This window comes from Arthrobacter sp. PsM3, from assembly GCF_030433895.1.
Taxonomy (GTDB): domain Bacteria; phylum Actinomycetota; class Actinomycetes; order Actinomycetales; family Micrococcaceae; genus Arthrobacter.
In genome coordinates this window covers 1-18304 of record NZ_JARUXE010000056.1, presented here as the reverse complement: position 1 = coordinate 18304, position 18304 = coordinate 1, and the positions used below count along the sequence as shown (strand labels likewise).

The 18304-nt window shown below is 66.8% G+C and carries 14 protein-coding genes and 1 pseudogene; 13 read left to right on the top strand and 2 right to left on the bottom strand.

Annotated elements, in window-relative coordinates:
- The first annotated feature begins 91 nt into the window (after nucleotides 1–91).
- From QCD75_RS20010 to QCD75_RS19990, 5 genes are all read left to right on the top strand, one after another.
- Nucleotides 92–1183 carry an ABC transporter permease gene (locus QCD75_RS20010; protein WP_301231214.1) on the top strand — a complete coding sequence of 364 codons (1092 nt, stop codon included), beginning with the start codon at nucleotides 92–94 and terminating at the stop codon, nucleotides 1181–1183.
- A gap of 2 nt (nucleotides 1184–1185) precedes the next feature.
- Complete coding sequence (locus tag QCD75_RS20005; RefSeq protein ID WP_301231212.1) at nucleotides 1186–2208, top strand: ABC transporter permease; 1023 nt, start codon at nucleotides 1186–1188, stop codon at nucleotides 2206–2208.
- Nucleotides 2205–3920: an ABC transporter ATP-binding protein gene (locus tag QCD75_RS20000; RefSeq protein WP_301231211.1), complete on the top strand. Its 1716-nt coding sequence runs from the start codon at nucleotides 2205–2207 to the stop codon at nucleotides 3918–3920. The genes QCD75_RS20005 and QCD75_RS20000 overlap by 4 nt, the downstream gene beginning before the upstream one ends.
- A 165-nt stretch (nucleotides 3921–4085) precedes the next feature.
- A complete protein-coding gene (locus QCD75_RS19995) occupies nucleotides 4086–4547 on the top strand; it encodes a chorismate mutase (RefSeq protein ID WP_301231209.1) in 462 nt (153 codons plus the stop codon).
- Nucleotides 4548–4549: 2 nt separating this feature from the next.
- On the top strand, nucleotides 4550–5593 hold the full coding sequence (locus QCD75_RS19990) for a hypothetical protein (protein ID WP_301231208.1): 1044 nt from the start codon (nucleotides 4550–4552) through the stop codon (nucleotides 5591–5593).
- A gap of 43 nt (nucleotides 5594–5636) precedes the next feature.
- Here the strand turns inward: QCD75_RS19990 and QCD75_RS19985 are convergent, their stop codons facing one another.
- On the bottom strand, nucleotides 5637–6350 hold the full coding sequence (locus tag QCD75_RS19985) for a DUF4166 domain-containing protein (RefSeq protein WP_301231206.1): 714 nt from the start codon (nucleotides 6348–6350) through the stop codon (nucleotides 5637–5639).
- A 185-nt stretch (nucleotides 6351–6535) separates the two neighbouring features.
- Here QCD75_RS19985 and mtrA point away from each other — a divergent pair, with 185 nt between their 5' ends.
- The 3 genes from mtrA to QCD75_RS19970 all read left to right on the top strand — a co-directional run bounded on the left by mtrA (nucleotide 6536) and on the right by QCD75_RS19970 (nucleotide 10981).
- A complete protein-coding gene (gene mtrA, locus QCD75_RS19980; protein WP_226761460.1) occupies nucleotides 6536–7210 on the top strand; it encodes an MtrAB system response regulator MtrA in 675 nt (224 codons plus the stop codon).
- A 205-nt stretch (nucleotides 7211–7415) separates the two neighbouring features.
- Nucleotides 7416–9263, top strand: a complete 1848-nt coding sequence (mtrB, locus tag QCD75_RS19975) for an MtrAB system histidine kinase MtrB (RefSeq protein ID WP_301231215.1) — start codon at nucleotides 7416–7418, stop codon at nucleotides 9261–9263.
- Complete coding sequence (locus QCD75_RS19970) at nucleotides 9260–10981, top strand: LpqB family beta-propeller domain-containing protein (protein WP_301231205.1); 1722 nt, start codon at nucleotides 9260–9262, stop codon at nucleotides 10979–10981. Before mtrB ends, QCD75_RS19970 begins: the two co-directional genes overlap by 4 nt.
- Nucleotides 10982–11019: 38 nt before the next feature.
- Here QCD75_RS19970 and map read toward each other — a convergent pair.
- Nucleotides 11020–11785: pseudogene (gene map, locus QCD75_RS19965) on the bottom strand (type I methionyl aminopeptidase).
- 65 nt (nucleotides 11786–11850) lie between these two features.
- On the opposite strand from map, the gene QCD75_RS19960 reads away from it, so the two are divergent.
- From QCD75_RS19960 to secA, 5 genes are all read left to right on the top strand, one after another.
- Nucleotides 11851–12153, top strand: coding sequence for a helix-turn-helix domain-containing protein (locus tag QCD75_RS19960; protein WP_301231204.1), 303 nt, complete (start codon nucleotides 11851–11853; stop codon nucleotides 12151–12153).
- 74 nt (nucleotides 12154–12227) lie between these two features.
- Entirely contained in the window at nucleotides 12228–13190 is a 963-nt protein-coding gene (locus QCD75_RS19955) for a ComF family protein (protein ID WP_301231203.1), read from the top strand.
- A 143-nt stretch (nucleotides 13191–13333) separates the two neighbouring features.
- Nucleotides 13334–14059 carry a ribosome hibernation-promoting factor, HPF/YfiA family gene (hpf, locus tag QCD75_RS19950; protein WP_226761455.1) on the top strand — a complete coding sequence of 242 codons (726 nt, stop codon included), beginning with the start codon at nucleotides 13334–13336 and terminating at the stop codon, nucleotides 14057–14059.
- Nucleotides 14060–14091: 32 nt separating this feature from the next.
- A complete protein-coding gene (locus tag QCD75_RS19945) occupies nucleotides 14092–15366 on the top strand; it encodes a winged helix-turn-helix domain-containing protein (protein ID WP_301231202.1) in 1275 nt (424 codons plus the stop codon).
- Nucleotides 15367–15436: 70 nt separating this feature from the next.
- On the top strand, nucleotides 15437–18175 hold the full coding sequence (gene secA, locus QCD75_RS19940; protein WP_301231201.1) for a preprotein translocase subunit SecA: 2739 nt from the start codon (nucleotides 15437–15439) through the stop codon (nucleotides 18173–18175).
- Nucleotides 18176–18304 lie beyond the last annotated feature (129 nt).

Below are 18304 nucleotides of genomic sequence, written 5' to 3'. Positions count from 1 at the left end.
CCCTCGAGGCGCCCCGCCTTTGCCGGTCAGTGACGCACCTTGCAGTTCACGGGGCCGGCCCATGGCCGCGAAAGCACAATTTTAGGTACCAATGACAACACTGATAGAGGCGCCGCCCAGCGACGCCGACGGACTTCTTCCGTCCAAGAAAAAATCCTCGGGCGGGGGACTGGGGACGTACATCCTGGTCCGTTTCTTCCTGATCATTCCGACCATTTTCATCCTGGTGACCATGGTCTTCTTCCTGATGCGGGTCATCGGCGACCCCATCACCGCCGCCCAGGGCGGCAGGCTTCCCCCTGAAGCGCTGGCGCAGCGCATTCACGACGCCGGGTACGACCGCCCGATCCTGGTGCAGTACCTGGAATATGTCGGCCAGGTGGCGACCGGCAACTTCGGCACCACCATCACCGACCGCCGGCCCGTTGTTGAAATGCTCGCCTCCTTCGGCGCGGCAACCCTTGAACTGGCCATCAACGCCCTCATCGTGGCGTTGATCGTCGGCATCCCGCTCGGCCTTATCGCAGCCTACAAGCGCGACAAGGTGCCGGACGCCGTCCTGCGGTTCTTCGCCATCCTCTGCTACGCCACCCCGGTGTTCTTCGCCGGCCTGCTGATGAAGCTGACCTTTTCGATCTGGCTCGGCTGGTTGCCCGTCGCAGGACGGGCCTCCACCCGGACCGAACTGGCGATGGGAACCCTGGCCGCGCCGACCGGGATCTACTGGCTCGATGCGCTCCGGAGCGGCAACATGGCCGCGCTCGGCGACGTCGCGGCCCATTCGGTCCTGCCGGCAGTGACCCTGGGACTGCTGACTGCAGGGGTCTTCCTCCGGCTGGTGCGCACCAACGTCATCGGCACGCTTGGCAAGGACTACGTCGAGGCCGGCAGGTCCCGCGGCGTCAGCAACTTCCGGCTCGTGACCAAGCATGCCTACAAGCCCGCCCTCATCCCGATCATCACGGTCATGGGACTCCAGATTGCCCTCCTGCTGGGCGGCGCCGTCCTCACGGAGACCACGTTTGAGTGGAAGGGCCTCGGCTACCAGCTCGTCCAGTACCTGAACTCCCGCGACTTCGTCGCTGTCCAGGGCATCGTCGTGCTGCTGGCGGTCATCGTTGCCATCACGAACTTCATCGTGGATGTCGTCGCCGCCCTGATCGACCCGCGAGTGAGGTACTAGCCATGACTGCAACTACAACAAGCGGGCGCAAGCAGCCCCTCATGTACCGCCTGCCGGTGATCTCGCACTTCCGCAAGAGCGTCGGGCTGCAGCGCGGCATGCTCGTCACCGGCCTGGTGCTGACCGTCGCCTTCCTGCTGACGACGGCGCTGGCACCGTTGATCGCCCCCTACGGCTTTGCCCAGCTCAGCGATGCCTCCGGGACCTTCCCGGCACAGGCGTACCCCAGCGCAACCCATATCTGGGGTACCACAGTAGGTGGCTATGACGTCTTTTCCCGGGTGATCTGGGGAGCCCAGACAGCGGCGGTCGTGATCGTCGTCGCCGTGGTGATGTCGATCTTCCTCGGCGTCGCACTGGGCCTGCTCAGCGGCTACTTCGGCGGCTGGCTTGACCGGACGCTCGTGGTGATCGCCGACGCGATCTACGCTTTCCCCTCGCTCCTGCTGGCCATCGTGATGTCAATCGTCATCAACCACGGCCAGTCCAGTTTCTGGGGCGGGATTATTGCCTGTTCCATCTCGATCTCCGTGGTGTTCGTCCCGCAGTACTTCCGCGTGATCCGTGCCGAGACGATCCGGCTGAAGGCGGAGCCATACGTCGAAGCAGCCAAGGTGGTGGGTGCCTCCAGCATCCGCATCATGGGGCGCCACATCTTCAAGAACGCAACCCGCACGTTGCCGCTGATCTTTACGCTGAATGCCTCCGAGGCGATCCTGACCCTTGCCGGACTCGGCTTCCTGGGGTTCGGCATCGAACCGTCCTCCGCCGCCGAATGGGGTTTCGACCTCAACAAGGCATTGGCTGACGCCTCCTCGGGCATCTGGTGGACCGGCGTCTTCCCCGGTACGGCGATCGTCCTGACCGTGCTGGGACTGACATTGGTCGGTGAGAGCATGAACGATCTCAACGATCCACGGCTCAGGGGCCGCAAGAAGGCCGGGAGTAAAAAGGCTCCCGCCGCCGGCCCCGCCCCGACCGCCGGCGTGCAGGGCGCCCCTGAAGCAGAATCGAGCAGTTCATGAGCATCAACATCGGCTCCATTCCGGACCGTCAGGCCAGCGGCTCCGGCCCCGTGCTGGACATCGAGAACCTCAAGGTCACGTTCGCGACGGACGGCGGCGACGTCTTCGCGGTCAAGGACGTCAGCCTCGAAGTCAATCCTGGCGAGGTTGTCGCCATCGTCGGCGAATCGGGATCCGGCAAGACCGTGACGGCAAAGACCATCCTGGGCCTTCTGCCGGAAACGGCAACCAGCCAGGGCGCCGTCCTGATCAACGGCAACAACGTCATCAGCGTCAGCGCGGCCAAGCTGCGGCAGATCCGCGGCCGCGACGTCGCCATGGTGTTCCAGGAACCGTCGACGGCGCTCAACCCGGTCTACACCGTGGGCTGGCAGATTGCCGAAGGCATCCGGGCGCATGCCGACACCGGCAGCGGCAAGAAGATCTCAGCCAGGGATGCCAAGAACCGCGCCATCGATGCCCTCCGGAAGGTCGGCATCCCGGACCCGGAAACGCGGGTCAACTACTACCCGCACCAGTTCTCGGGCGGCCAGAAACAGCGTGTCGTCATTGCCGCCGCGCTGGCCCTGAACCCCGGACTCATCGTGGCCGACGAGCCGACGACCGCGCTGGACGTCACCGTCCAGGCGGAAATCCTGGAACTGCTGCGGGACCTGCGCGACAAGTACGGGACGTCCATCGTGCTGATCACGCACAACATGGGCGTCGTCGCGGACCTCGCCGACCGCGTGGTGGTCATGTACCAGGGCGACGTCGTGGAGGAAGCTTCCGCGCGGGTGCTGTTCGCCCAGCCCAAGGAGGACTACACCAAGAAGCTCCTGGCCGCCGTCCCGCACCTGGGCCGCAATTCCGCCTCCGAAGGCATGACCGAACGCGCCCACCAGGGCGGCAAAGTGCTGGTCGAGGCGAAGAACCTGACCATCGAGTATCCGGGACGGCTGGGCAGTCCGGCCTTCAAGGCCGTCGACGGCGTCAGCTTCACGGTGTCCGAAGGCGAAGTGTTCGGACTGGTGGGGGAGTCGGGTTCCGGCAAGACCACCATCGGCCGGGCGATCGCCGGGCTCAACCGGACCACAGGCGGCAGCCTCAAGGTGCTGGGCTACGAAATGCTGAACTTCAAGGAGCGCACCTTCAAGCCGCTCCGCAAGGAGATCGGTTTCGTCTTCCAGGACCCGGCGGCGTCCTTCAACCCGCAGCTGACCATCGGCGACTGCGTCGCCGAGCCCCTCATCATCCACGGCAACCCCACTCCGGCGGAGGCGCGCCAGCGTGTGCGTGAGCTGCTCGAATCTGTGCAGCTGCCGGCGTCGTACGCTGACAGGTTCCCGCACGAACTGTCCGGCGGCCAGCGGCAGCGCGCCTCCCTGGCGCGGGCGCTCATCCTTAACCCGAAGCTGCTCATCGCTGATGAGCCGACGTCGGCGCTGGATGTTTCCGTGCAGGCCGTGGTGCTGGAGCTCTTCAAGGAGATCCAGCGGGAGTTCGGGTTCGCGGCGCTGTTTATCAGCCATGACCTCGCCGTGGTGGACATCCTTTCCACCTGGGTCGGCGTGCTCTACAAGGGCAAGATGGTGGAACAGGGGCTCGGGAACCAGGTGATGGGCAACCCGCAGCACAGCTACACGAAGAAACTCATCGCATCGCTGCCGGTTCCGGACCCGGACGAGCAGGCCCGACGCCGCGAGGCCTTCCGCGAGGTGCTCCACAGCTGACCGCCCTTGGCGCACACCGAAGGGACATGCCCACCGTTCCAATGGAACGGTGGGCATGTCCCTTGGTGCGTCTCCCTTGGTGCGGCCGAAGCCGGCGGTGCGGAGGCCCCGGCGGCGGCGCTTAACAGCAGAAGTCATTAGCGCCGGTGCCCCTAGACTGGGTCCATGACCGAGCAGAACCATACTCATCCCGACGCCGATTCCTTTGACCCCGGGGCCAGCTCGCTGGCCGGTCAGGTGGATCCCGCGGTGATGGCGGAGCTGTTGTCGATCCGCTCCAGCATTGACAACATCGATGCCACCCTTGTCTACCTTCTCGCCGAGCGGTTCAAGGCGACCCAGAAGGTCGGATTCCTGAAGGCAACCCACAAACTTCCCGCCGGTGACCCCGGCCGGGAGACGGCCCAGATCGCGAGGCTGCGAAGGCTCGCCGCCGAGGCCCACCTGGACCCGGCCTTCGCTGAGAAGTTCCTGAACTTCATCATCGGCGAGGTCATCCGGCACCACGAAGCCATCGCCGAGGACCACGAGGCGGCGCTGGCCGCCGATACCCAGGCAGCAGATTCCGCCCGGACCGCCGGCCGGGTGCCCGGCCCCGCGGGCCCGGCCGTCTCCGCCACCGCCTAGCCGTGGCCACACCACAGGCAGCCGGGCCCGAAGAGGTCACCGCCACTGCCCTGGGCACCTGGCCCGGCGAGGACCCGGTCGAGGCTGCACGCATCATCCGCGGCGAGCTCGGCAGCCCGCACCTGCCCTTCCTTGCCGAGCTGCCGGACCGGGGCGTCGGCTCCGACGCGCTCGGCCGGTCAGCGTCCCTGCTGGTGGACCTTTCCGTGGATGTGCAGCCCTACGGCTGGCGGATCGTGGACCGGCCGGGCAAGGACTTTCGGCGCGCCCGTTCAGCCCTGTCCACCGACATCAACATCCTCGCCGATGTGATCGGCGCCGAGGACACCCCGGCGCAGGACATCAAGATCCAGCTCTGTGGTCCGCTCAGCCTCGCCGCGGGCCTGCACCTGCACAACGGCGAGCGGGCGCTGATCGACCATGGAGCCCGCCGGGACCTTGCAGCCTCGCTGGCGGCCGGTGCCGGCAGCTACCTCAGCCGGGTGGCGTCCGCCGCCCCGGGTGCGCGGATCGTGGTCCAGATCGACGAGCCCGAAATCGCCTCGGTGCTGGCCGGCACCATTCCCACCTCCAGCGGCTACCGGACCCTGCGCTCCGTGCCGGGCAGGGAAGCCACGGACTCCTGGCAGCTGGTCATCGATGCCCTCCGGGCAGCCGGCGCCGTCGAGGTCGTGATCCGCGTCCCGGAAGTCGAAGCGCCGTTCGACCGCATCCTGGCCGCCGGGGCGGACGGGATCGCCGTTCCCCTGCGCGGCCTCACTTCCCGGCAATGGGAACAGCTCGCCGGCGCGGTGGAGTCGGGCAAACGGCTGTGGGCCGGAGCGCTCGACGTCTCCAACCCCGCAGCGGCGCTGCCCCGCGTCGCCGATGTCGTGGAAACCGTCTGGCGGCCGTGGCGCCAGCTGGGCCTGACGGCCCCGGCCCTCAGCGGGTTGCGGGTCACGCCATCGGACGGGCTGGCCAGGCATTCGCCGTCGTCCGCGACGGCGGTACTGACCCGGCTGACCCAGGTGGCCGACGGCCTCAACCAGCTCGCGCTCGGCTAGCGCCGGTCAGCGCTAGCTCCGGTCAAGACGGTCAGCGCTGCCGTCAGCTGCGGGCTTCCCAGCGGTCCGGTCGGGCGCGGTCCGGAAGGTAGCCCGGGGCCGCCACACCGCCGGGGTACGGTTCCAGCCGGTAGTCGAAGTGCCCGGCGTAGACCAGGACCAGTCCGATTTGCGGCTGGATCACCTTCACCTGGATCCGGTGCTTCCCGGCCTGGCCTTCCTCCGGCGCCCACCACTGTTCGGCGTAGGCCTTGGCATCGAGGGCTGCCGGCAGGGGAATCCGCAGCGGTCCGAGGAACAGCCTTGACGCCTCCGAGACCCCGCGCAGCCGGCCGCCGGCGGTGACGCTGAGATTGAGGTCCGTGACGAGCCGCCGGTACCGCCCGACGTAATCCAGCAGTCCGGGCCGGCTGCCGGAATCATCGAAGCTCGTGGTGTCGTGGAACAACCGGGTGGTGCCCGGGAAGAAGATCTCGCGCCTGGCGGTGAGGCTGGAACGGCCGAACGGGTCCAGATGGGCGTGGTTCTCGATCCGGAACCGGATGCCCTCCCCGTATTCCGGGAAGAATGCCTGCTCGCCGGTGGCGAGGCGCAGCAGTGGACGGAGCCACTTCTGCCGGCAGCCGACGACCTCAAACACCCCCTCCCCGACGCCGTACTGGCCGGAGCCGGGAGTGAGGGAAAAGTATTCCCGCAGCTCCGGCTGCAGCCGGGCAAAGTCAGTGCCGAGGGCAAGCTGGTAGATCGGGGTGCTCACAGAATCCTCCTGGGATACCTGGACTGTTGACGGGTTCCTGTCCACAGCATGCGGGACGGAGGCGGCTTTGTCACAGTCGGCCGGCCGGCCGCGGGAGCGCCGATGTGCGGCCCGGGTGCCGGCGGCGCCATGCCGGGGGCGCCGCTGAATACGACAAAGCCATTGCAATAAGGGAATATATACATATGAAGGCACGCATTCTGGTAGTGGACGATGACGAGGCGCTGGCCGAGATGATCGGTATTGTGCTGCGCAATGACGGGTTCGAACCCGTTTTCTGCGCTGACGGCGGGCAGGCGCTGGACGTCTTCCGCTCCGCCAAACCGGATCTCGTGCTGCTGGACCTTATGCTCCCGGGCATAGACGGCATTGAAGTCTGCCGCCAGATCCGCGCCGAGTCCGACGTGCCCATCGTGATGCTCACCGCCAAGGCGGACACCTCGGACGTGGTCCGCGGACTTGAGTCCGGGGCCGACGACTATGTTCCCAAGCCCTTCAAACCGGCGGAACTCGTCGCCCGCGTCCGGGCCCGGCTCCGGCCCGGTGACCAGAAGGCGCCCGAAACGCTGCGCATTGCGGACGTCACAATCGACGTTGCAGGACACCTCGTCAGCCGCGGCACCGAACGCATTTCGCTGACGCCGCTGGAATTCGATCTGCTGGTCGCCCTGGCACGCAAGCCGTGGCAGGTCTTTACCCGGGAACTCCTGCTGGAACAGGTCTGGGGCTACCGGCACGCCGCGGACACGCGGCTGGTCAACGTCCACGTCCAGCGGCTGAGGTCAAAGATCGAACGTGACCCGGAAGCCCCCGAAGTCGTATTGACGGTCCGTGGTGTCGGCTACAAAGCAGGTTCCTGAGCCGTCGGACGGCCGTCCCGGAGCTGGTCCGGTGAGCCCCCCGCTGGAACGGGGCGCTCCGGAGCAGCCCGCCCGCACGTCAGTTGACGTCCACGAAACGGGCTTGACGGCGCCCGTTTCCGACGCGACGGACGCCGGCACCCCTGCGGCCGGCCCGCCGGAGCCGGCCGTCCCCGGCGCCGGGCTCCCGGACAGTCCTGCCGCCCTGTGGCACGCCGTCCGGTTCCGCACCCGGATCTGGGTGAAGCGTGCCCGGATCGTGGGCGTACGGGTGGCGAGGCTGGTCGGCATCGGCGCCTCCCGCCTGCTCCCGGGCATCCGTTACCTGCTCCGCTCAGTGCACCGCAAATGGCGGCGGTCGCTGCAGTTCCGGACCGTGCTGACGACCCTGATGCTTGCCATCTCGTCCTTCGCCGTCGTCGGCGCGTACCTGTCCAACCAGATAGCCAACAACCTGTTCCAGGAACGGCTCGTCCAGGCCGAATCCGAGACGCGGTACAACGTCAAGCAGGTCCAGGACACCTTCGACGGCGCCCAGGTCACCGACCAGTCCAGCGTCATTACCCTCGTCTACGACACCCTGAACGCCGTCGAGGGACGCGGCTCCGTGATCCAGCGGCGCTACGTTTTCGAAGCAATGCCGGAACAGACCAAACCCCGCAACCGCTGGGTGGAATCGCGGGCATCGGACCAGCTCACCATCAGCGTCATCCCCCCCGAGCTGCGCAAGGCCGTACAGGATTCCGGCAAAGAGCAGTTCTGGGCGTCCACGGAGTTCCCGGTGGGCACCGAGGACCGGCCCGGGATCGCCGTCGGCAACAAGGTCACCTTCAACGGCACGGTCTACGAGCTGTACCTGATCTATGACCTCAACACGGCGCAAAAGACCCTCGATGAGATCCAGAACGTGCTGCTGGCCGGCGGCGCAGTGCTGGCGCTGCTGATTGGTGCCGTGGCCTGGTACGTGACCCGCAATGTCGTCAGCCCGGTCAGCCATGCGGCGCTCGTCTCCGAGAAGCTCGCCGCGGGGCAGCTGCAGGAACGCATGGTGGTCAAGGGGGAGGACGAGGTGGCCCGGCTCGGGGCTTCCTTCAACCACATGGCCGCCAGCCTCCAGGAACAGATCACCCAGCTCGCCACGCTGTCCCAGATGCAGCAGCGCTTCGTTTCCGACGTCTCCCACGAATTGCGCACCCCGCTCACCACCGTGCGGATGGCCGCGGAAGTCCTCTACGACGCGCGCGAAGACTTTGACCCCGTCAACAAGCGCTCCGCGGAGTTGCTCTACAACCAGGTGGAGCGGTTCCAGTCCCTCCTTGCCGACCTGCTGGAGATCTCCCGCTTCGACGCGGGCGTCGCCACGCTGGACGCCGAACCGGGCGATATCGTGCAGCTCGTGTCGCACGTGATGGAGGGCGTGGCCCCGGTGGCCGCCGAGTACGGCTCCCAGATCACCCTCAACGCGCCCGCGGGCAGCATCATCGTGGACATGGACGACCGCCGTATTGACCGCATCCTGCGCAACTTGGTCCTGAACGCCCTCGAACACGGCGAGGGCCGGCCGGTGAATATTTCCGTGGCCGCCAACGACCACGCCGTGGCCGTCGCCGTCCGGGACCACGGCATCGGCATGGCCCCGGCGGAAGCCGCACGCGTGTTCGACCGGTTCTGGCGCGCCGATCCGGCCCGGGCACGCACGACGGGGGGCAGCGGCCTCGGACTGTCCATCGCTGCCGAGGACACGAAACTCCACAACGGCTGGCTCCAGGCGTGGGGAAGGAAAGGCAGCGGAGCCAACTTCCGCCTCACCCTCCCGCTGCACCAGGGCGAGACCATCACCAAATCGCCCCTCCAGCTGGAGCCGGTCGACGTCGGACTGCATGGCGCGGCCGGCCAACGGACCATGCTGCTGCTGGACCCCGCACCGGCGCCCCGCGGGGGGAACCAGGTTGCCGGGAGCGGGCCCGACGACGGGCCGCGCGCGCCCGGTCCGGCCGATGCCGGAACCACATACCCCGGAACAGCGGGAACCGGAACGAAGGAGCGGTCATGAGCGGTGCCTCAAGGATGGCCAGGAGCGCGGGGGCCGCGCTCCTGGCGGTGCTGCTGGTCCTGCTGACGTCGTGCGCCCAGATACCGCGCTCGGGCCCGGTGGGAAAGAGCACGGATGAGAGCGCGGGGAACCCCAAGAATGCCCCCGTGTTCTTCCCGTCCGCGCCGCGTGAGGGCGCCGGGCCGGAAGCCGTGATCGAGGACTTCTATCTCGCCGGCAGCGGCTACGAGGACGATTACGCGGTGGCACGCCAATACCTGACACAGGCCTCCTCCGTAACCTGGAAGCCGGACCAGCGGGTGCTGGTCTTCCGCGCCGCACGCGTGGTGCCGACCGGCGTCGAAAACGTCTTCAACTACGAACTGGACGTGTCCTACTCCGTCGATGTGGACGGGGTCGCGACCCGGCTGCCGGAGGGAACCAAGGAAAACATTCCCGCCACGCTGACCCAGGTGGATGGTCAGTGGCGCATTGCGGAACTCCCGGACGGGACGGCGATCCCGGAAGAGACATTCAAAGTCATCTACGGCGCCTACCCCATTTACTTCTATGACCCGACGTTCACCTACGCGGTGCCCGACATCCGCTGGTTCATCAAGAAGAAGACCGTCAAGGCCATGACCAGCGCCCTCCTCGGCGGTCCTGCCCCGTACCTCAAGGGCGCCGTCGTCAGTGCCTTTCCCTCCGGCATCAAGCTGGCTCGCGAATCTGTCCCGGTCGTCTCCGGCGCCGCACAGGTAGACCTCACGGCGAAGGACCTCGTGGAGGCCTCCAACGAGGACCGGCTGCGGATGCAGACCCAGCTTGCCCTCACCTTCCGCAGCCAGCCCGACGTCATCAACGTGGAGCTCCGGGCCGACCAGGACCTGGTGCGGGTGGACGACAACGGTTCGGTTCTCCCGCCGATCCGGGACAAGAGTGTTCCGGCCCGCCAGATCGCCGTGAGCAACAACGACCTGGTCCGGTATGAGAACAACAGGGTCTCGCCGCTTCCCGACATCCAGCCCGTCTCCGCCCTGGCGCCCCGGGCCCCGGCGGAATCTCCCGTGTCGCAGGCCGCGGCCTTCCTCAACGCCGGCCGCGGCACGTTGTACTCCGTCGTGCCCGGCCAGCCCGCCCGGGCGCTGACCACGCGCTCCACCCTGACCCGCCCGTCCTTCGACCGGTACGACTGGGTCTGGTCGGCGGGGCCAGGGGTCAACGGCGCCATGGAAATGATCGCCTACCGGCCTGTCGGCGTGGCCGAAGGCGCCAGCGTCCCCGCCGTGACCCTGGCGCCGGCCTGGCTCGCCGGCCGGTCTGTCAAGGAGTTCCGGGTCTCACGCGAGGGTACCCGTGCGCTCATTCTCACGGAGCAGAACGGCAAGACCAAGGTCCAGGTGGCGGGCATCATCCGGGCAGCGGACGGCACGCCCAAGGACCTCACCGTGCCGATGACCTTGCTGGCGTCGAACGACCCCGACCAGGGCGTGTGGGTGGACGACACTACCGTCGCGGTGATGAAGGGCTCAGCGGGCGAATCCGTCACTCCCGAACTGCTTTCCCTGACCTCGACCGCGCCGCAGCAGCTGGCGCCGTGGCCGGGGCTGACCGCGCTCAGTGCGGGCAACGGCGCGGAGGAAATCTACGCCCAGTCCGCGGAAGGGATCTTCCAGAGACTCGGGAGCGGCTGGTCCCCGCAGCTCAAGGGGCCGATCGATCCGTCCTTCCCGGGCTAGCGTCCCGAGCGGCTTCGCCTCCGCCGTGGAGGTGGAGGTCAGATCGTGAGGATGACAGGTCCGTCGTCCGTGATGGCTACGGTGTGCTCGCTGTGCGCGGTGCGGGTTCCGGTTGCACTTCGAAGCGTCCATCCGTCCGGGTCGGTAACGAGGTCGGCGGTGTCCGCCATGACCCACGGTTCGATTGCCAGGAGCAGGCCTGGGCGGAGCCGGTATCCCCGGCCTGGCCGGCCCGTGTTGGGGATGTGGGGATCCTGATGCATCGTCGACCCGACGCCGTGCCCGCCGAACTCGGTGTTGATGGGGTATCCGGCAGCTGCAAGGACGGAACCGATTGCGTGGGAGATGTCCCCGATACGCGCTCCGGGGTTGGCGGCCGCTATTCCGGCTGCGAGGGCCCTTTGGGTCGTCTCGATCATCAGGGGAGTCCGATGGGTTGGGTGATACTCCGACGATGAAGCTGACGGCGGCATCGGTGACGATCCCTTGGAGGGACGCCGCCAGGTCAAGGGTGAGGAGATCGCCATTCCTGAGGGCATAGTCGTGAGGCATTCCGTGCAGCACAGCGTCGTTGACTGATGTGCAGATGAACGATCCGAAGGGCCCGTGGCCGAACGAGGGAGCGTAATCGACATAGCAGGAGTGAGCGCCTGCTGCGGCAATCATCTCACCGGCCCACTGGTTGATCTCCAGGAGGTTTGTGCCGACACCGACCCGCCCTTGCAAGCTCTGCAGCACTGTGGCGATGAATCTGCCGCTCACCTTCGCTCGCTGTAGCTCAGCCGGGCTGAATATTTCGATCACTGGGCGGCCCTCCCACTCTCCAATAAATATACCGGTAATACTATACCGGTACTATAGTTGGACGCATGGTCAGGCTTCCACTCACTCCCGCCGAGGTCGAACGAGGACAACGTTTGGGCGCCCTTATGCGTCAGGCGAGGAAAGATCGCTCCATGTTCGAGGTGGCGGTGGCCGCGGGCATCTCACCGGAGACTCTGCGGAAGATCGAAACAGGCCGTGTGGCCACTCCCGCGTTCTCCACGATCGCAGCGGTCGCGAGCGTGCTCGGTCTCTCACTCGATGATGTTTGGTCCGCAATCAACCGGCCGATGCAGGCGTCCGGCCGCGGACGGGGATCGGACGAGCGGCCCGACCGTCTGGCGTCCTAGGTTCCCTGCGAATCTTGTCCACATAGCGCCCCAAGGGCCTACCGCGGCACGCCGCGCGGGCGGAGCCTTGGCTTGTGAGGACCTCCAGAGAACTCCCTGACCCCGACCTGGCCCCTCCGGCGACGGCTGCGGCGAGGCACCGCGGCGGGTACCGCCGGCCGCTGGCGCGGCTGGCCGACAGGACCGCCGCCGCAGCCGCCGAAGTGGTGGCACTCGCCGCGCCGGTGGACTGCGTCTGCTGCGGGGCTGAGGACCTGGCACTCTGTGTCGGCTGCGAACGGCAGGTCCGGCTGCTGATGAGCAAACCGTTCAGGGCCGAAGCGCAGGCCCCGGCCCTGATGGACGTGAACGGTTCCGTGCTCCTTCCCGTCGTGGCAGCCGGTGCCTACCGCGCGGAGCTGGCACAAGCAGTGCTGTCCTTCAAGAGGCACGGCCAGGGTCAGCTGGCGCAGGTGCTGTCGAAGGGCCTGGCCGGTGCCATCAGGGCCGCTGTTGGAGAGTCCGAGGTGCTGCTCGTACCGGTACCCACCAGCGGCAGCGCCTACCGGAAGCGCGGCTTCAGTCCGGTCCATGTGCTGCTCGGCAGGCTGGCACACCGCCGGGCGCCGGGACTTGGCCGGAGCCCCGGTTTCCCCGCGGTCCACGCCCTCCGGAAGACGCGCCCGCGGACCGGGATCAGGACAATCCGGCGAGCCGCTTACGGTCTCCCCGCGCGTCCCGGAGGAGCCGGAGGACAGAAGGGGCTGGGGCGCGGTGACCGCGCGCAGAGGGTGCGGGGATCCATGCTGGTCCGCCGCGGGATGTTTGCTCCGAAGGTGAACGGGCAGCCGTGCCTCATCATTGACGACGTCCTCACCACAGGGGCCACGCTCGCCGAGGCGGCCCGGGCGCTGGGTGCGGCCGGCGCGCTGGTGAGGGGCGCCGTCGTCCTCGCCGCGACACGCCCGCCGCTCAGGATCGACCGCGGCTCCGCTGACCGCGTGCTGGCAGGGCAGGGGGCCGTAAATGAAAAAAATAAACCAAAAAAGGATGAATAAGAGGGGGCTATGAACTAACGTCGGAGATGGGTACCAAGAACAGATGTACCTGTCGATAGCGGCTCGGAAAGGGGCTCGACTGTCAGTCAGATCAGCCCCGGGAAGTGCCGCCGTCGTGTCACCGAAGTCATTTGGAGGGCACCATGGAGTTCATGATCAGCGGACGCAATTTGACGGTCTCGGACCGGTTCCGCGAGTACGCCGACGAGAAGATCTCGAAGATCGCGTCCCTGGGGGACAAAGTCCAGAGGGTGGACGCGAAGGTTTCCAAAGAGACCAAGGCCCGGCAGGCCGACGAGATGCTCACGGTTGAGCTGACCGTCCTGGGCCGGGGCCCCGTGATTCGTGCCGAAGCCAGCGCCGCAGACAAGTTCGCCGCGTTCGATCTCGCCTACAACAAGCTTCTGGAGCGCCTGCGCCGGGCCAAGGACCGCAAGAAGGTCCACCACGGCCGGCATGCCCCCAAGTCCGTCACCGAGGCGACGGCGACCCTGGAACCCGCGAGCACCAGCGAGCCTATTTACGAAGAGGCGAACCACTGGCTCGAGCCCAAGGAAGCTCCCGCCGAGAAATCGCCGTATGAGATCGAGAACGATATCCCGGCCGGAGACTCGCCCGTGCTCATCCGCCGGAAGGTCTTCCCCGCCGCATCCCTCACGCTCGACGACGCCGTCGACAACATGGAGCTTGTGGGTCACGACTTCTACCTCTTTGTGGACAAGGAGACCAAAGCGCCCTCCGTCGTCTACCGCCGCGACGGGTGGACCTACGGCGTGATCTCCCTCGACCAGAGGTGCGAGCCGGGCGAGGCCCCGCTGGACGAGAAGATCATCGCCTACCGTTCCGAGGATGAGCCAGCCAGCGCCTAAGCTGGTTCTGACCATCCAGCGAAGGGACTGACGTGCAGGAATTGCTGAGCCTCAAGCAGGCCCGGCGGATCGCACTGGCAGCCCAGGGATTGGACAAAGTGCGGCCCGCCGGACCCGTGACAGCACGGGCGGTGGGCCGCACCTTTGCCCGGCTGCAGCTGGTCCAGATCGACTCCGTCAATGTCTTGTCCCGGAGCCACTACCTGCCGTTTTTCTCCCGGTTGGGGAACTACGACCGCGGCATCCTCCAGCGGATGGCAGGCACCCACCCCCGCCGGATGATGGAGTACTGGGCCCACGAGGCCAGCTTCATCCGTCCCGGCCACTTCCCGGACCTTCTCCTGTGGCAGAGCAGGAAATGGGTGGGGGCGCACTCCATGGACCCCGAGTTGCGCAGCGGGGTCTCCGCCCGGATTCTCGAGGCGCTCGCCGCCGGCCGCCCGATGACCGCCGCTGAACTCACCGCCCGTCTCGGGCACGTGGAGGAGCGGCAGCAGGACAACTGGGGCTGGAACTGGAACGCCGTGAAGCGGGTCCTCGAACACCTCTTCGAAGCGGGCCTCATTTCGGCCGCGTCCCGCACGGACTCCTTTGAACGGCGTTACACCCTGACCGCCAGGGTGCTGCCCGAACGGCCGCCGGCAGTTCCTGACGCCGCGGACGCGGACGCGGGCCCGGTCGGCGCGGACCCCGCGGCTGCGCTGGTGCGGCTGATCGATGCCGCTGCCCAAGCCCACGGGATCGGCACCCTGCGGTGCTTTGCTGATTATTTCCGGACGCCCATGCGGGCATCCGCCATAGCCCTGGACCACCTGGTCGACACGGGCAGGCTGCTTCCGGTCACGGTGTCCGGCTGGAACAAGACCGTCTTCCGGCACGCCGAGGCAAGACTCCCGCGTGCCGCCACCGGCCGCGCACTGCTGAGCCCCTTCGACTCGCTGGTCTTTGAACGGCGGCGCCTGGAGGACCTGTTCGGTTTCCGCTACCGCGTCGAGATCTACACCCCGGAGCCGAAACGCCGCTTCGGCTATTACGTGCTGCCTTTCCTGCTGCGCGACGGGATCGTGGCCCGGGTGGACCTCAAGGCCGACCGGACCAACGGCCTGCTGCTGGCACGGGCTGCCCACGCGGAGCCCGGCGCGCCCGCCGACACCGCCGTCGAACTCGCCGCGGAACTGCAGCTCATGGCAGAGTGGCTGGAACTGGACCGGGTGGTTGTCTCGCCGAAAGGCGACCTCGCGCCGGCGCTTGGCGACGCCGTGTCCGGGGCCGAACGGCGTGTATCCGCTCAGAGGGAACAGGCGTAACCGGCCCTGCGTCTCTCCCGTAGACTGAATACGCCAGAATTCGGCAGCTTGAGACTGGGAGCAACTTCACGTGGCATCACTTATCGAAAAACTTCTCCGCACAGGTGACAAGAAGACCCTGAGGCAACTGCGGAACTATGCCGATTCCATTAATGCCCTGGAGAGCTCCCTCAAGACCTTCACCGACGCCGAGCTGCGCGAGGAGACCGACCGTCTCCGCGCACGCCATGTTGACGGTGAGAAGCTCGACGATCTCCTGCCCGAGGCCTTCGCCGCCGTCCGCGAAGCCTCCTCGCGCACGCTCGGGATGCGCCACTTCGACGTCCAGCTCATGGGCGGCGCCGCCCTGCACCTGGGCAACATCGCCGAAATGAAGACCGGTGAAGGCAAGACCCTCGTGGCTACCGCACCGGCCTACCTCAACGCCCTTGCGGGCAACGGTGTGCACGTCATTACCGTGAACGACTACCTGGCCGAATACCAGTCGGACCTCATGGGCCGCGTGTACCGGTTCCTCGGCCTGACCAGCGGCTGCATCCTCTCCAACCAGGACCCGGCGCTGCGCCGCGAGCAGTACGCCGCGGATATCACCTACGGCACCAACAACGAATTCGGCTTCGACTACCTGCGCGACAACATGGCCTGGGACAAATCCGAGCTCGTCCAGCGCGGCCACCACTTCGCCATCGTCGACGAAGTGGACTCCATCCTCATCGATGAGGCACGGACCCCGCTCATTATTTCGGGACCCGCGCAGGGGGACACCAACCGCTGGTACAGCGAGTTCGCCAAGGTCGTCACCAGGCTCAAGCCCGAAGAGGATTACGAAGTCGACGAGAAGAAGCGCACCGTCGGTGTGCTTGAGGCAGGCATCGAAAAGGTCGAGGACTACCTCGGCATCCACAATCTTTACGAGTCCGCCAACACCCCGTTGATTGGTTTCCTCAACAACGCCATCAAGGCCAAGGAACTCTTCAAGCGCGACAAGGACTATGTCATCCTCGACGGCGAGGTGCTGATCGTCGACGAGCACACCGGCCGAATCCTCGCGGGCCGGCGCTACAACGAGGGTATGCACCAGGCGATCGAGGCCAAGGAAGGCGTCGAGATCAAGGCCGAGAACCAGACCCTTGCCACGGTCACGCTGCAGAACTACTTCCGCATGTACGGCAAGCTCGCCGGCATGACCGGTACCGCGGAGACCGAAGCCGCCGAGTTCATGAGCACCTACAAGCTCGGCGTCGTCGCCATCCCCACCAACCGCGACATGACGAGGATCGACCAGCCGGACCTTGTCTACAAGAACGAGGCGGTCAAGTTCGCCGCCGTCGTCCAGGACATCGCCGAACGGCATGCCAAGGGCCAGCCCGTCCTGGTCGGCACCACCAGCGTGGAGAAGAGCGAATACCTCTCCGGGCTGCTGGCCAAGGAAGGCGTCCGGCATGAGGTCCTGAACGCCAAGAACCACGCCCGTGAGGCCGCGATCGTGGCCCAGGCCGGGCGCAAGGGTGCCGTGACCGTTGCGACCAACATGGCCGGCCGCGGTACCGACATCATGCTCGGCGGCAACGCCGAGTTCACCGCGGTCGCCGAACTCGCCAAGCGCGGCCTAGATCCGGAAGAAAACTCCGAAGAATACGAAGCGGCGTGGCCCGAAGCCTTCGAAGCGGCCAATCAGTCGGTCAAGGACGAGCACGAGGAGGTCCTCGACCTCGGGGGCCTGTACGTTCTGGGCACCGAGCGGCACGAATCACGCCGGATTGACAACCAGCTGCGGGGCCGCTCGGGCCGCCAGGGTGACCCTGGCGAGTCCCGGTTCTACCTGTCGCTGACGGATGACCTGATGCGCCTGTTCAACTCCGGCGCGGCCGAGCGGCTGATGAACAGCTCGGTGCCGGACGATGTCGCCCTTGAGTCAAAGCTCGTCTCGCGCGCCATCGCTTCGGCCCAGGGCCAGGTCGAGGGCCGCAATGCCGAACAGCGCAAGAACGTCCTCAAATATGACGACGTCCTGAACCGCCAGCGCGAAGCCATCTACGGCGACCGCCGCCGGATCCTCGAAGGCGACGACCTCCACGAAAAAGTCCAGTTCTTCCTCGAAGACACGATCAACGCGTTCATCGACGCAGCCACCGCTGAGGGCACCGGCGACGACTGGGACTTCAACCTCCTCTGGTCCAACCTCAAGACCCTGTACCCGGTGAGTGTCACCCCGCGGGACCTCATCGACGAAGCCGGCGGAAAGTCGCGGATCACCGTGGACTTCCTCAGGGAGGAGATCCTCTCCGACGCACGCCTGGTGTACCAGGCACGCGAGGAGGCCATCGGGCACGAGAGCATGCGCGAGCTCGAGCGCCGTGTGGTGCTGTCGGTGATCGGCCGCAAGTGGCAGGAACACCTCTATGAGATGGACTACCTGAAGGAAGGCATCGGCCTGCGCGCGATGGCCCAGCGCGATCCCCTGGTGGAATACCAGCGCGAGGGCTTCATCATGTTCCAGGCCATGATGGAGGCCATCCGGGAGGAAAGCGTCGGCTTCCTGTTCAACCTCGAAGTCGAGGTCACCCCTGCCGAGGACGTGGTCGTGGCGGACGCCGCGGGCCAGCACACCGAACATCACGAACCGCAGATCCGGGCCGCCGGGCTGGAGGCTCCGGAAAAGCCGGCCCAGCTGCAGTACACGGCCCCCGGCGAGGACGGTTCAGCCGAGACCCACGTCGAGTCTAAGGCCGCGGGCCGCTCCGGCAACCCGGCGAAGTCTGCCGGGCAGGACAACCCGCGCCGGGCCAGCAAAAAGAAGCGGCGCTAGCGGACCGGCCACTGGCCGCCGGCTGCCGCCAGGCCTGAAGGCGCCGTCATGAACGAGGCGCCGTCATGAAGGAGACAGAAGTAATGAAAGAGGACCGGAACATGTTCCGGTCCTCTTTCATTACTTCTG

What these genes read in the sequence shown, in the direction of transcription:
- mtrA (WP_226761460.1), top strand. Translation starts at nt 6,536, where the DNA reads ATGAAGGCACGCATTCTGGTAGTGGACGATGACGAGGCGCTGGCCGAG.
- QCD75_RS20000 (WP_301231211.1), top strand. Translation starts at nt 2,205, where the DNA reads ATGAGCATCAACATCGGCTCCATTCCGGACCGTCAGGCCAGCGGCTCC.
- hpf (WP_226761455.1), top strand. Translation starts at nt 13,334, where the DNA reads ATGGAGTTCATGATCAGCGGACGCAATTTGACGGTCTCGGACCGGTTC.
- QCD75_RS20005 (WP_301231212.1), top strand. Translation starts at nt 1,186, where the DNA reads ATGACTGCAACTACAACAAGCGGGCGCAAGCAGCCCCTCATGTACCGC.
- QCD75_RS19960 (WP_301231204.1), top strand. Translation starts at nt 11,851, where the DNA reads ATGGTCAGGCTTCCACTCACTCCCGCCGAGGTCGAACGAGGACAACGT.
- QCD75_RS19970 (WP_301231205.1), top strand. Translation starts at nt 9,260, where the DNA reads ATGAGCGGTGCCTCAAGGATGGCCAGGAGCGCGGGGGCCGCGCTCCTG.
- QCD75_RS20010 (WP_301231214.1), top strand. Translation starts at nt 92, where the DNA reads ATGACAACACTGATAGAGGCGCCGCCCAGCGACGCCGACGGACTTCTT.
- QCD75_RS19995 (WP_301231209.1), top strand. Translation starts at nt 4,086, where the DNA reads ATGACCGAGCAGAACCATACTCATCCCGACGCCGATTCCTTTGACCCC.